A 12,811-nucleotide genomic window follows, 5' to 3' on the forward strand; every position below is an offset into this window, starting at 1 on the left:
CAATGGTTCACCAGTTGACCGAAGGGCTGTCCTTCGAACAGCGGGCACATGTGCTGGCGGAAGCCCTGCCGTGGCTGCAGCACCACCGTGACAAGATTGTGGTGGTCAAGTACGGCGGTAACGCGATGACCGACCTGAAACTGAAGAAGGCCTTCGCGCAGGACATGGTTTTCCTGCGCACCGTGGGTGTGAAGCCGGTGGTTGTCCATGGCGGTGGCCCCCAGATTTCGTCGATGCTCAAGCGCCTGGGGCTGGAGGGAGAGTTCCGAGGCGGTTTCCGTGTCACGACTCCGGAGGTCATGGAAATTGTCCGCATGGTTCTCTTCGGGCAGGTCGGCCGCGAACTGGTGAACCTTATCAACGCCTACGGCCCATATGCAGTGGGTACCTCTGGTGAGGACGGTGGCCTGTTCACCGGTACTCGACGCACGGTAAACGTCGGTGGCAAGGAGACAGATATCGGGCTGGTTGGCAATATCACCGAGGTGCACTCGGAAACGCTATTGGACCTGATTGATGCCGGCCGTATTCCTGTGGTTTCCACGATTGCGCCGTCCGCTGACGGCAAAGAGGTCTACAACATCAACGCCGACACGGCAGCAGGTGCACTGGCATCGGCAATTAACGCGAACCGTCTGGTGATTCTGACTAATGTCGAGGGGCTCTACACGGATTGGCCGAACCGCGATTCGCTGGTGTCCAAGATTTCCACTTCGCACCTGCGAGAAATCCTTCCGACGCTGGACTCGGGCATGATTCCGAAGATGGAGTCCTGCCTGAACGCAGTGGATCAGGGAGTGCCTGCGGCCCACGTTATCGATGGCCGCCAGCCACACTCGGTGCTGCTGGAGCTGATGACTTCCGGCGGTATCGGCACAATGGTAGAGCCAGGATAAGGCAGAAAAAGACGGACAAGAATTTACCTACACACACGTTAGGCAGGTCGAAAGACGACATGAGCGACTTCAAGCAGCAGTGGCAACACACGATGATGAACAATTACGGCACGCCGCGCATTGAGCTTGTGCAGGGTAAGGGCGCTATTGTCACGGATTCCGAGGGCAAGGAATACCTGGACCTGCTCGCCGGTATTGCAGTCAACGCGTTGGGTCACGCGCATCCGGCGATCGTGGAAGCCGTGTCCAAGCAGATTTCCACGATGGGGCACGTGTCCAACATCTTCGCCTCTGAGCCACCACTGGCACTGGGCGAGAAGCTCATTGAGCTCACTGGCTGGGATACCGATGACACTCGGATTATGTTCTGCAATTCCGGTACCGAGGCCAATGAGGCTGCATTCAAGCTGGCGCGTTTGACGGGGCGCAACCGTATTATCGCGACCCACCACGGGTTCCACGGCCGCACCATGGGAGCACTTGCCATGACCGGTCAGCCGGACAAACGCACCCCGTTCGAACCGATGCCGGGTGGAGTCGAGTTCGTGCCCTACGGTGACATCGACTTCCTCACCAAGACCATCGAATCCGATCCGTTGGGTGTCGCAGCGGTGATTCTGGAACCAATTCAGGGTGAGACCGGTGTGGTCGCACCGCCAGAGGGATACCTCGCCGAGGTCCGCGGACTGACCAAGCGCTTCGACGTCCTCATGATCGTCGACGAAGTGCAGACCGGCATTGGCCGTACCGGACAGTGGTTTGCCCACCAGCACGACGGCATCGTCCCGGATGTCATGACCCTGGCCAAGGGCCTCGGCGGCGGCCTGCCGCTGGGTGCTGTCATCGCCAACGGCCGCGCAGCGGAACTGTTCACTCCCGGTGCGCACGGCACCACTTTTGGTGGCAACCCGGTCTGTGCCGCTGCCGGCCTGGCCGTCATCGAGACGCTGGAAGAAGAAAAGCTGCTCGATCGAGTCACCGAGAAGGGCAAAGTCCTGGCTCGCAAGCTTGCGTCGTTAAACCATGTTGATCACGTGCGCGGCCGCGGCTTCATGCTTGGGCTGGTGCTGTGCGAGAACCTGGCGAAGGAAGCAGTTAACGCCGGTTATGAGCGCGGTGTCATTCTGAACGCGCCGCAGGCGAATGTGCTGCGAATTGTGCCGCCGCTGAACCTCAGTGATGAGGAAATCAACCGCGCCGTCGAGTTGATTGATGCCTGCCTGAACGACGCCGCTGAGGCTGTCGCCAACAATGGAAGGAATTAGGAACCGATGCTCCGTCATTTTCTCGCCGATGATGACCTGACTCCACAGGAGCAGGCTGAGGTGCTGCAGTTGGCTGCAGAGCTGAAGGCAGCGCCGTACTCCCGCCGGCCGTTTGAGGGGCCGCAGTCGGTTGCGGTGCTGTTCGACAAGACGTCGACTCGTACCCGTTTCTCCTTCGACGCTGGCATTGCGGCTCTGGGCGGCAACGCGATTGTGGTTGAAACCGGAAACTCGCAGATGGGCAAGGGTGAAACCTACCAGGACACCGCTGCTGTGCTCAGCCGTTTTGTCTCGGCAATCGTGTGGCGTACCTACGCACAGTCAGGGCTGGAGGCCATGTCTGAAACCGCGACGGTGCCGATTGTCAACGCGCTTTCCGACGAGTTCCACCCGTGCCAGATTCTCGCTGACCTGCAGACCATCATCGAGCACAAGTGCCCGGAAGAAGGCCAGGCGGGACTGCGTGGCAAGAAGGCTGTCTACTTCGGCGATGGTGCCAACAACATGGCCAACTCCTACCTAGTAGGCTTCGCCACCGCAGGGCTGGACGTCACCATCTGTGCACCGGAGAACTTCCAGCCGGAGCAGGTCTACGTCGACCGCGCCAAGAAGGTCGCGGAGCAGACCGGTGCGGCCGTGGCCGTGACCGCAGACGTCGATGAGGCCATTGCCGGTGCCGACGTTGTCATCACCGATACCTGGGTCAGCATGGGGCAGGAGAACGACGGCCTGGATCGTCGCACTCCGTTTCTGCCGTACCAGGTCAACGCTGAGCTGATGGCGAAGGCAAATGAGGATGCCATCTTCCTGCACTGCCTGCCGGCATACCGCGGCAACGAAGTTACTGCCGAGGTCATCGATGGCCCGCAGTCGGTAGTCTTTGACGAGGCGGAAAACCGCATGAACGCTCAGAAGGCGTTGCTGACCTGGCTGGTGGAGAGGCAGTAAGGTCATGACCGCAGCACAACCAGGTTCTCGCACAGCTCGGCAGACGCGCATCGCTGACCTGTTGGCGCAGCATCACGTGTCCAGTCAGGTTCAGCTCGTCGAGCTGCTTGCCGACGAAGGCATTGAGATTGCGCAGGCGACGTTGTCCAGAGACCTCGATGAGCTGGGCGCCCGAAAGATTCGCGACGGAGTCAACGGTTCGCGTTATTCCATCGTCGAAGATGCACTCGCTGTCTCCAGCGGGGCAGTGGCCAGGATGCGGCGCGTTTTAGACGAGCTGCTGGTCTCCATTGATCATTCGGGCACCATCGCGGTTGTGCGTACACCACCGGGAGCCGCACAGTATCTAGCCAGTGTGATTGACCGTGCGGGACTCAAAGAAATCGTTGGCACAATTGCGGGAGATGACACCGTAATGTGCCTGGCTAGAGAACCACTTTCCGGCGCTGACCTAGCCCAGCGTCTAGCCGCCGGAACGAACCAGTAAACTATTTCACGAAATGCTTTAAAGCACCGATTAAAGGAGCGCTTACCCTATGACCAACCGGGTTATTCTTGCTTACTCTGGTGGCCTCGATACCACCGTTGCTATTCCGTACCTCAAGGAAATGACCGACGGCGAGGTCGTCGCAGTTTCTATCGATGTCGGACAGGGCGGCGAGGACATGGAGTCCGTGCGTCAGCGCGCTCTGGACGCCGGCGCTGTCGAAGCTGTTGTTGTCGACGCTAAGGACGAGTTCGCCGAGGAGTACTGCCTGCCGACCATTAAGGCAAATGGTCTCTACATGAAGCAGTACCCGCTGGTTTCTGCACTGTCGCGCCCGCTGATTGTTAAGCACATGGCGAAGGCTGCAGAGGAGTTCGGTGGCACTCACGTCGCACACGGCTGCACCGGTAAGGGCAATGACCAGGTCCGTTTCGAGGTTGGTTTCGCCAACACCGCCCCGGATCTGAAGATTATTGCACCGGCTCGTGACTTCGCTTGGACCCGCGACAAGGCTATTGCCTTCGCTGAGGAAAAGGGTCTGCCAATTGAGCAGTCCAAGTCGTCCCCGTTCTCCATTGACCAGAACCTCTTCGGTCGCGCCATTGAGACCGGCTACTTGGAGGATCTGTGGAACGCGCCGACCAAGGATGTCTACGCGTACACCGAGGATCCGACCCTGAACTTCAGCTCCCCGGACGAGGTCATCATCTCCTTCGAGGACGGTAAGCCGACTGCCATCGACGGCAAGAAGGTTTCCGTGCTCGAGGCCATCGAAGAGATGAACCGCCGCGCTGGTGCTCAGGGCATCGGTCGTCTGGACATGGTTGAGGACCGCCTGGTCGGCATCAAGTCCCGCGAGATCTACGAGGCACCGGGTGCTATGGCCATCATGGCTGCACACGCAGCGCTGGAGGACGTCACCGTTGAACGTGAGCTGGCTCGTTACAAGCGTCAGGTCGAAGGCGAGTGGGCCAACCTGGTCTACGACGGCCTGTGGTTCTCGCCGCTGAAGCGCGCGCTGGATGCCTTCATCGAGGAGTCCCAGAAGGGCGTTTCCGGTGATATCCGCATGGTCATGCACGCTGGTCACTGCAACGTCAACGGTCGCCGTTCGAACACCTCGCTGTACGACTTCAACCTGGCTACCTACGACGAGGGCGACACCTTCGACCAGACCCTGGCTCGCGGCTTCGTCGAGCTGCACGGCCTGTCCTCGAAGATGGCCGCAAAGCGCGACTTCAACCTGTAAAGATTCTCCAGAGCGACTAGAGCGAAAGGCCTATTGGAAAAGACAATGGTCGAAAAGCACGGTACCAACGAAGGCTCCCTGTGGGGCGGCCGCTTTGCCGGTGGCCCGTCCGAGGCGATGGCCGCATTGAGCAAGTCCACCCATTTTGACTGGGTGCTCGCGCCTTACGACGTTCTTGCGTCCAAGGCCCACGCCCGAGTGCTGCATGCTCGCGGGCTGCTCAGCGATGCCGACTTTGACACCATGATTGCAGGCCTCAATCAGCTCGACCGCGACGTTGCCTCTGGCGAATTTGGTCCGGAGCCGACGGATGAGGATGTCCATGGTGCCATGGAGCGTGGCCTGATTGACCGCGTCGGCCCGGAAGTCGGCGGTCGCCTGCGCGCGGGTCGTTCTCGCAATGATCAGGTGGCAACCCTGTTCCGCATGTGGCTGCGCGATGCCGTCCGCGGTATCGCACTGGATGTCACGGACCTGGTCGGCGCCCTGGTTGCTCAGTCCAAGGCACACCCGGATGCCATCATGCCGGGCAAGACTCACTCTCAGGCGGCTCAGCCGGTGCTGCTGGCGCACCAGTTGCTGGCACATGCGCATCCGCTGCTGCGTGACCTCGATCGTATCCGTGATCTCGACCGTCGTTTGGCTGTATCCCCGTACGGCTCCGGTGCGCTGGCGGGATCCTCGCTGCACCTGGATCCGGAAGCCATCGCTGAAGAGCTTGGTTTCGATTCGGCTACGGACAACTCCATTGACGGCACTTCTTCGCGTGACTTCGCCTCTGAGGCGGCTTTCGTCTTTGCACAGATTGCCGTGGACATGTCTCGCCTTGCAGAGGAGATCATCTACTGGGCCACCCCAGAGTATGGTTACGTCACTCTGGCTGATGCCTGGTCGACTGGTTCGTCCATCATGCCGCAGAAGAAGAACCCGGACGTGGCAGAGCTGACCCGCGGTAAGACAGGTCGTTTGATTGGTAATCTCGCTGGTCTCATGGCCACGCTGAAGGCTCAGCCGCTGGCCTACAACCGTGACCTCCAGGAGGACAAAGAGCCTTTGGTGGACTCGGTCGAGCAGCTGACCCTGCTGCTGCCGGCATTGACCGGTCTGGTGGCAACGCTGACCTTCCACGAGGACCGTCTGCGCGAGCTCGCTCCAGCGGGCTACACCCTGGCCACTGACCTGGCTGAATGGCTGGTCCGCGAAGGCGTGCCTTTCCGTGACGCTCACGAGGCTTCCGGCCAGTGCGTCCGCATTGCGGAGTCCAAGGGCGGCATCGGTCTGGACGAGCTTTCCGACGAGGACCTCGCCGGTGTCCACCCGGCACTGACTCCAAAGGTCCGTGAAGTGTTGACTATCGACGGCGCTGTGGCTTCTCGCGATACTCGCGGTGGTACCGCGGGAGTGCGTGTTGCAGAGCAGCTCGCTCGTGTCGACGAGAAGAACAACGAGCTAAAGCAGTGGGCTGAAAAGCCAGTTCGCGGCTAAAGCGGCTAAAGCGGCTAAAGCGGCTAGCGCGGCTAATTAATCGGTGTGCGGTCAATCGATCGCACGCCGATTGTTTACAGCCCGGGGGCAAGTAGCAAAACCAGCAACCCGACAACGGACAGCCCGACAACGGACAACCCGGTAACTGGCAACCCGGTAACTGGCAACCCGATAAATTATGGGCTCCACGTGCGAATACGGGCTGCAAATGTGAAACTGTGCGAGTTTATGACACTTTCAGGCCATTTTTCAGGTCATTTTTGTCATAAACGCAGTCAGTAACTCGGATCGACCCGCCGCCGCCAGCCATAAACGCAGTCAGTAACTCGGATCGACCCGCCGCCGCCAGCCATAAACGCAGTCAGTAACTCGTATCGTTCCGACGCCGCCAGTAAACCCGTAATGCCAGGTACGCCCGAAGTGACGCAGATTACTGATTATTTCTATATCTGTTGCCAGGTTTGACCGGGTCTCTTACCATAATTTCATGGCGGAAAGTACGCGGTCGAGCGGTGGAAATCACAGCTCACGAGATAAAAATAAAAATCAAAGTGGTAGCAAGAAAGGGTGTATGGGCCCGGGGGCAATTCTTGCAGTCATTTTGATTGTTATCGCGGCTGTCGCGGTCTATGTCGGTCGTGGCGGTAGTATTCCAGGTTTTTCTGGTGGCAACTCCGGAGGAAGCCGTGATTTCTTCGGTGGTGAAAAGACCGTCGTCAAGGCGATTGTTGGCTCTGAGAAGAAGCCCTTCTTCGAAGACAAAGAGGTCCAAAAGGCTCTTGCCTCCCACGGCTATGCGGTGGAAGTAAAGACGGCGGGTTCGCGTCGGATGGCCACGGATGTGAATCTGGATTCCTTCGACATGGCGTTTCCATCATCGGCCCCTGCAGCGGAGAAGATTGCTGAGAAAATGAGCGGTGCTGAGCGGTACGACGTCTTCTACACCCCGATGGCGATCGCTACTTTCGACAACATCTTGCAGGCGCTGGAACGGGAAAATGTTGCTCGCCAACAGGGCACTACGTGGCAGGTAGATATGGCCGCACTGGCCACGATGCAGCACGACAATGTCCGCTGGCGTGACTTCGCAGAGAATGACTACCCGTCGCCACGCACAGTGCAGATGTCCACGACTGACATCCGTTCGTCGAACTCAGCCGCGATGTACTTGTCGCTAATGTCTTGGATCACCAATGAAGGCAGGATTGTGTCCGACAATGGGCAGGTCAATGCGGTGTTGCCGGAGCTCACGCCGCTGTTTACTGGACAGGGGTACACGGAATCCTCGTCGGCTGGGCCATTCTCGGACTACCTCTCGCAGGGCGTCGGTTCGAAGCCAATGGTGATGGTCTACGAGTCGCAATTCCTGGGGGAGGATGGTGCCCAGAACAGCCGATTGAAGCCGGAAATGCGCTTGGCGTATCCATCGCCGACGATTCTGAGTACTCACGTGGCATTGGGCTTTAACGACAACGGTGTTGCGGTCGCAAGGCTTCTCGCTGAAGACCCTGAGCTTCAGAAGCTGGCGGCCAAGCACGGTTACCGATCCAGCCAGCCTGAGGCAATGGAGGAGTTCCAGACGCAGTTGAAGACGGGGCAGGAGGTCTCCACCGATTTTGTGGACTCCATTGACCCGCCGAGTTTCGACATCCTCGAGCAGCTCATTGAGGGTGTTTCCCGCGGATACCAGGGCCCGCCGAGGCCGGAAACGGAAGAGGGGTAAAGCAGAATGTTCATGTACAAGGCACCAACTGCCCTCCGCAAAATGCTTCTTGCCCTCGTCGGTGTGCTCGGCATCTTCACTGTCGCGGCCTGCTTCGACGGTGGCTTGAACCTGTCGCTGGGCTCCGACGATGAGAAGACGAACAAGGTCAATGTCGATTCGGACCTCAAGGGCTCGACTATGCGCATCGCCGGGGCCACGGAGCTTGCAGAGCTCCAGCCGCTGATGCAAAAGGCTTCCGACGACCTCGGCTTTACTATCAACCTCGAGCTTCTCGACGGCACTGTGAAGAACAGCCACGCTCTTGTCGACGGTGACTTCGACAACCAATTTGATGCCACCTGGTTTGCTACCAACCGGTACGTTGATCTTCTCGGCGGGGCTGACAAGCTCGGTGAAGCCAAGAAAGTCGCCACTTCACCGGTAGCATTTGGCATCCATTCGTCCAAGGCGCGGGAACTTGGTTGGGATACCAAGCAACCGACGTGGGGTGAGATCGCGGAGGCTGCGTCGTCAGGCAAATTGACCTACGGCATGACCAACCCCACGGAATCGAACTCGGGCTTTTCCGGTGTGGTGTCGGTTGCGACCGCGTTCGCCGACACCGGATCGGCGCTGACTACGGGGGATATCAACCGCACCACGCCTGAGCTGCAGAAGTTCTTCGAGGGGCAGAAGATGACCTCGGGTTCGTCGGGGTGGCTGCGCGACAAGTTCCTGGATGAGCCGGACTCCGTGGACGCTCTCATCAACTATGAAGCTGTATTGCAGCAGATGAATAAAGAGGGCGCTGACCTGGAAGTTGTTGTTCCGAGTGACGGTGTCATCAGTGCGGATTACCCGCTGACGCCACTAGCTCAGCCTGCTAACGACCTTGCCGCGCGGCAGACGGAAGCACTCGGACAGTGGTTGGAAGCCAACTCACAGATTCTCGCCGATCACTTTCTGCGTCCGGTCTCCGATGACGCCAACCTGCCGGAAAGCATGACCAACAACGTGATTATCGAGCTGCCTTTCCCGGGCGATCGCACAGTCACGGACCGCCTCATTGAGGCATACGACAATGACCTGCGCGTGCCCGGCGAGTCGGTCTTCGTTCTCGACACCTCCGGCTCAATGTTCGGTGACCGCATCGCGGACTTGCAGGCGACGATGCGCGCCATCGTCGACGGCAGCGCGCGCACCGAGACGGGAAGTGTGGGGTTGCGAAACCGGGAGATTGCGACGATTCTGCCGTTCAGTACGTCCGTCGGCGAGCCCACGACCACGACAATCGACGGTCCGGAATCGCGCGCTCAGCTGACCGCCGCGGTTGATGGACTGCTTGCCGAAGGTGAAACCGCGCTTTACGACGCCCTGATCCAAGCCTTCGACCTTCTCGGCAGCTCGGATAAGAACTCCATCCCGTCCATTGTGGTTCTGACCGATGGTCAGGTGACATCCGGCAAGACCTTCGCAGAGTTCCGCGACTTCTACCAGTCCAAGGGCGGGAATCTTCCGCCGGTATTCGTCATCCGTTATGGCGAGGCGGATCCGGGAGAAATGCAGGAACTTGCGAACCTGACTGGTGGTAAGGTCTTTGAATCCCGTGAGACCGAGCTTGCTGATGTGTTCAAGGAGATTCGTGGCTACCAGTAAATCCTCCGGCACTTCCTCTGGCGGTGGCTTTCTTAACAGCCCCGCCAACATTGTCGGGCTCGTCCTTGCCATCGCCGTCGTGCTGCTGCACCTGACCGTGGGGCTTGGTTTCCTGTGGCCGGTTGTTGCGATTGCCGCGTGGGGCGCGTCGGTTGCTTTGTTGCCGAGGCAGAGCAAGGGAGCTCAGAAGTCCGTTAGCTCGGCGCCGAAGCCTGCGGTTGCTCAGCGCCGTCCGCTCAATCCGGTTGAGCTGCGCAGGAGCCTCCACCGGACATTGGGAACACTCTTTGAGCAGGAGCCCGGCGAAGAGCTGGGAGAAGCCGCATATGAGCTTGGCGTGACGCTCGAGTCTGTGCTTAGCGAGTGGAAGTATCTCAACAACTACCCCGAGCAGAAAGTGGTCATCGACGGCATCATCGAGGAGTACTTGCCACAGACGGTCAACTCTTACCTCGCAGTCCCGGAGCGCCTGCGTCATAAGGCCGAGGATCCGGCTCGGGAGTCCATCGAGCTGCTGCATTCCGCAGTGCGGAAGATTCAGGATGCCATCGGTCAGGACAACCTGATTGCCTTGGAAGGTCAGCGTGACACCCTGGCAATTCAGTTCGGTAAGGTAGTGGACTATGAGCCTTGATCCGAAACTCCTTGATATCCTCGCTTGCCCGCGTGACAAGGGGCCGCTTGAATACCTCGAAGACGAGCAGGTGCTGGTCAATCCTCGCCTGAAGATTGCCTACCGCATCGACGAAGGCATTCCGGTTATGCTTTCCGACGAAGCCATCGCCTGGGACAAGTAATTGCCTTTCTCGCTTCCCGACGGCTACAGCGCCCTCGACCGCACTATGCTGTCGGGAGCTCCCATCGATGCTGCGCAGACGCTGCTCGGGTGCGTGATTGTCATCCCCGCTGAGGATGTCATCGCCACCATCACGGAGGTCGAGGCCTACGGCGGTCCAGCTGACCAGCGCTATCCCGACCCGGCCGCGCACTGCTTTATGGGGCCAACCGACCGCAATCGCGCCATGTTTGGCCCGGCGGGGCATTGGTATATCTACCGCTCCTATGGCATCCACTTTTGTGCCAACATCACCAGCGCTACGGACGGCACGGGCGGGGGAGTGCTAGTCCGTTCCGTTCGCATTGAGCAGGGTATGGATGCGGTGCGTCGTCGCCGTGGTGAAAAGCCCGCGGTTGCGGGTCTCGGACGTGGTCCGGGCAATGTTGGTCAGGCGCTTGGCCTTGACCTAAGCGACTATGGGGCAGATGCGCTGGATCCGTCGTCACGCGTGTTTGTGGCGCAGCCGGAGACCGCCGATTTAGTTAGCGACATCCACGCAGGCCCGCGCGTGGGCGTTCGCCGAGCTGCGAATAGGCCGTGGCGCCTGTGGCTTCCGGACGATTCAGTCTCAGCCTATCGGCGCCACAAGAAGGCGGTTGAGGAGTTCTAGGTCACCCTCGCGGTGAACGTCGGCAAGCGAAACGTTACGATGGAGGACGTGACTGAACAGAACATTATCGACGAACTACAGTGGCGTGGGCTGATCAATCAGTCCACCGATGTTGACGCGCTGCGCGAGGCGTGCGAAAACCCCATTACTCTGTATTGCGGTTTTGACCCAACGGGCGATTCGCTGCACGCGGGCCACCTGGTTCCGATGATTATGTTGCGTCGTTTCCAGCTGGCCGGTCACCACCCAATTGCGCTTGCGGGTGGCGCCACGGGCTTCATCGGCGATCCGCGTGATGTCGGTGAGCGATCGATGCTCAGCCAGGACGCCATTGAGCACAACCTGGAGGCCATCAAGGGCCAGCTGCGTCGTTTCATTGACTTTGAGGGCGAGGCCCCGGCGACGATGGTCAATAATGCGGACTGGACTATGAACATGTCCGTCATTGACTTCCTTCGCGATGTCGGCAAGAACTTCTCCCTCAACACCATGCTCGACCGTGACACCGTCAAGCGTCGTCTCGAGTCCGACGGCATCTCCTACACCGAGTTTTCCTACATGCTGCTGCAGTCCAACGACTACGTGCAGCTGCGCCGTAACTACGATTGTGTACTGCAGATTGGCGGCGGCGATCAGTGGGGCAACATCGTCTCTGGTGTCGACTTGAACAGGCGTATCGACGGTGCCAAGGTGCACGGTCTGACCGTGCCGCTGGTGACCGATGCTCAAGGTCAGAAGTTCGGTAAGTCCACCGGTGGCGGCAAGCTATGGCTGGATGCTGAAAAGACCTCGCCGTACTCCTGGTACCAGTACTTCCTCAACGCTGGTGACTCGGTTGTTATTGACTACCTGCGTTGGTTCACATTCCTGACTCAGGAGGAGATTGCGGAGTACGAGATCGCTGTTGCGGAGCGTCCGTTCAAGCGTGAAGCGCAGCGTCGTCTGGCGCAGGAGATGACCAACCTGGTCCACGGCGAAGAGGCCACCAAGGCTGTTGAGCTGGCAGCGCAGGCGCTGTTTGGACGCGCGGAGCTGACCGAGCTGGACGAGGCCACTCTGGCAGGTGCCGTCTCTGAGACTGAGGTTGCGGAGATTGCCGAAGGTGAGCCGCGTACTGTTGTCGACCTTCTCGTTGCTGCTGGCCTTGCCAAGTCGAAGGGCGAAGCACGACGCACTATTAAGGAAGGTGGCGCGTACGCCAATAACCAGCGCATCGAGGACGAAGCGTGGGAGCCTGCCGCCGAGGACCTGCTGCACGGCAAGTGGATTGTGCTGCGCCGCGGCAAGAAGAACTTCGCTGGTGTGAAGTTCGTGTAGGCGCTGGTTGGTCTCCGTGTAGGTGCATTGTTGATCTCTAGATCAATTGGTGTTTATGCAGCTTGATTCTTTTTAGGCAGCTGGGCTAAGGCTCCGGGCAAGCTAGGAGAATGATGATTTCAGAATCATTGACTCCTGGTCAGTCCGGAGCCCTGGTTGTTTTAGGGGAGCGTAGAAACCGGAGCCAAGGTGGTAGTGAAGAGCGAAAGCTACCGGCTTTCGTTAAGGGGAGGGGGCTTCCGGTCCTTGGTGAATCGCTCGACTGTACAGGCAAAACGCTAGTTCACATCTATCTACCTGGGGTTTTGTGTCTTTAGGTGAGGTGTGTGTAATGTATTCGGAGGTCAGCGTGGCC

12 protein-coding genes are annotated in these 12,811 nt (G+C 59.2%); all 12 read left to right on the forward strand.

Annotation, left to right across the window (positions count from 1 at the left end):
- Positions 1 to 2: 2 nt before the first annotated feature.
- Positions 3 to 896: an acetylglutamate kinase gene (gene argB / locus HMPREF2847_RS06905; RefSeq protein ID WP_005511727.1), complete on the forward strand. Its 894-nt coding sequence runs from the start codon at positions 3 to 5 to the stop codon at positions 894 to 896.
- A 59-nt stretch (positions 897 to 955) separates the two neighbouring features.
- Positions 956 to 2,161 (forward strand): acetylornithine transaminase, encoded by a 1,206-nt coding sequence (locus tag HMPREF2847_RS06910; protein ID WP_070851936.1) that lies wholly within the window; start codon positions 956 to 958, stop codon positions 2,159 to 2,161.
- A gap of 6 nt (positions 2,162 to 2,167) precedes the next feature.
- Positions 2,168 to 3,109, forward strand: coding sequence for an ornithine carbamoyltransferase (argF, locus tag HMPREF2847_RS06915; RefSeq protein ID WP_070851937.1), 942 nt, complete (start codon positions 2,168 to 2,170; stop codon positions 3,107 to 3,109).
- 4 nt (positions 3,110 to 3,113) lie between these two features.
- A complete protein-coding gene (locus HMPREF2847_RS06920) occupies positions 3,114 to 3,596 on the forward strand; it encodes an arginine repressor (RefSeq protein ID WP_038625622.1) in 483 nt (160 codons plus the stop codon).
- A 49-nt stretch (positions 3,597 to 3,645) separates the two neighbouring features.
- Positions 3,646 to 4,845, forward strand: coding sequence for an argininosuccinate synthase (locus HMPREF2847_RS06925; RefSeq protein ID WP_070851938.1), 1,200 nt, complete (start codon positions 3,646 to 3,648; stop codon positions 4,843 to 4,845).
- A 45-nt stretch (positions 4,846 to 4,890) separates the two neighbouring features.
- Positions 4,891 to 6,330, forward strand: a complete 1,440-nt coding sequence (argH, locus tag HMPREF2847_RS06930) for an argininosuccinate lyase (protein ID WP_070851939.1) — start codon at positions 4,891 to 4,893, stop codon at positions 6,328 to 6,330.
- 571 nt (positions 6,331 to 6,901) lie between these two features.
- On the forward strand, positions 6,902 to 8,053 hold the full coding sequence (locus HMPREF2847_RS06935) for a hypothetical protein (protein WP_070851940.1): 1,152 nt from the start codon (positions 6,902 to 6,904) through the stop codon (positions 8,051 to 8,053).
- Positions 8,054 to 8,059: 6 nt separating this feature from the next.
- Positions 8,060 to 9,691 carry a VWA domain-containing protein gene (locus tag HMPREF2847_RS06940; RefSeq protein WP_070851941.1) on the forward strand — a complete coding sequence of 544 codons (1,632 nt, stop codon included), beginning with the start codon at positions 8,060 to 8,062 and terminating at the stop codon, positions 9,689 to 9,691.
- A complete protein-coding gene (locus HMPREF2847_RS06945) occupies positions 9,678 to 10,325 on the forward strand; it encodes a hypothetical protein (protein WP_070851942.1) in 648 nt (215 codons plus the stop codon). Before HMPREF2847_RS06940 ends, HMPREF2847_RS06945 begins: the two co-directional genes overlap by 14 nt.
- Positions 10,315 to 10,488, forward strand: coding sequence for a Trm112 family protein (locus tag HMPREF2847_RS06950; protein ID WP_005511714.1), 174 nt, complete (start codon positions 10,315 to 10,317; stop codon positions 10,486 to 10,488). Before HMPREF2847_RS06945 ends, HMPREF2847_RS06950 begins: the two co-directional genes overlap by 11 nt.
- The gene (locus tag HMPREF2847_RS06955; RefSeq protein ID WP_083327344.1) at positions 10,489 to 11,139 is read left to right on the forward strand and encodes a DNA-3-methyladenine glycosylase; all 651 of its coding nucleotides are present in this window, start codon (positions 10,489 to 10,491) and stop codon (positions 11,137 to 11,139) included. It abuts the gene before it with no gap.
- Between the two features lie 39 nt (positions 11,140 to 11,178).
- Positions 11,179 to 12,456 (forward strand): tyrosine--tRNA ligase, encoded by a 1,278-nt coding sequence (gene tyrS, locus HMPREF2847_RS06960; protein WP_070851946.1) that lies wholly within the window; start codon positions 11,179 to 11,181, stop codon positions 12,454 to 12,456.
- The last annotated feature ends 355 nt before the right edge of the window (positions 12,457 to 12,811 follow it).

It is taken from the genome of Corynebacterium sp. HMSC074C03 (assembly GCF_001838285.1).
Taxonomy (GTDB): domain Bacteria; phylum Actinomycetota; class Actinomycetes; order Mycobacteriales; family Mycobacteriaceae; genus Corynebacterium; species Corynebacterium amycolatum.

Excerpts from the sequence above, each read along its gene's own strand:
- argB (WP_005511727.1), top strand. The coding sequence starts at position 3 with ATGGTTCACCAGTTGACCGAAGGGCTGTCCTTCGAACAGCGGGCACAT.
- HMPREF2847_RS06910 (WP_070851936.1), top strand. The coding sequence starts at position 956 with ATGAGCGACTTCAAGCAGCAGTGGCAACACACGATGATGAACAATTAC.
- argF (WP_070851937.1), top strand. The coding sequence starts at position 2,168 with ATGCTCCGTCATTTTCTCGCCGATGATGACCTGACTCCACAGGAGCAG.
- HMPREF2847_RS06920 (WP_038625622.1), top strand. The coding sequence starts at position 3,114 with ATGACCGCAGCACAACCAGGTTCTCGCACAGCTCGGCAGACGCGCATC.
- HMPREF2847_RS06925 (WP_070851938.1), top strand. The coding sequence starts at position 3,646 with ATGACCAACCGGGTTATTCTTGCTTACTCTGGTGGCCTCGATACCACC.
- argH (WP_070851939.1), top strand. The coding sequence starts at position 4,891 with ATGGTCGAAAAGCACGGTACCAACGAAGGCTCCCTGTGGGGCGGCCGC.
- HMPREF2847_RS06935 (WP_070851940.1), top strand. The coding sequence starts at position 6,902 with ATGGGCCCGGGGGCAATTCTTGCAGTCATTTTGATTGTTATCGCGGCT.
- HMPREF2847_RS06940 (WP_070851941.1), top strand. The coding sequence starts at position 8,060 with ATGTTCATGTACAAGGCACCAACTGCCCTCCGCAAAATGCTTCTTGCC.
- HMPREF2847_RS06950 (WP_005511714.1), top strand. The coding sequence starts at position 10,315 with ATGAGCCTTGATCCGAAACTCCTTGATATCCTCGCTTGCCCGCGTGAC.
- tyrS (WP_070851946.1), top strand. The coding sequence starts at position 11,179 with ATGGAGGACGTGACTGAACAGAACATTATCGACGAACTACAGTGGCGT.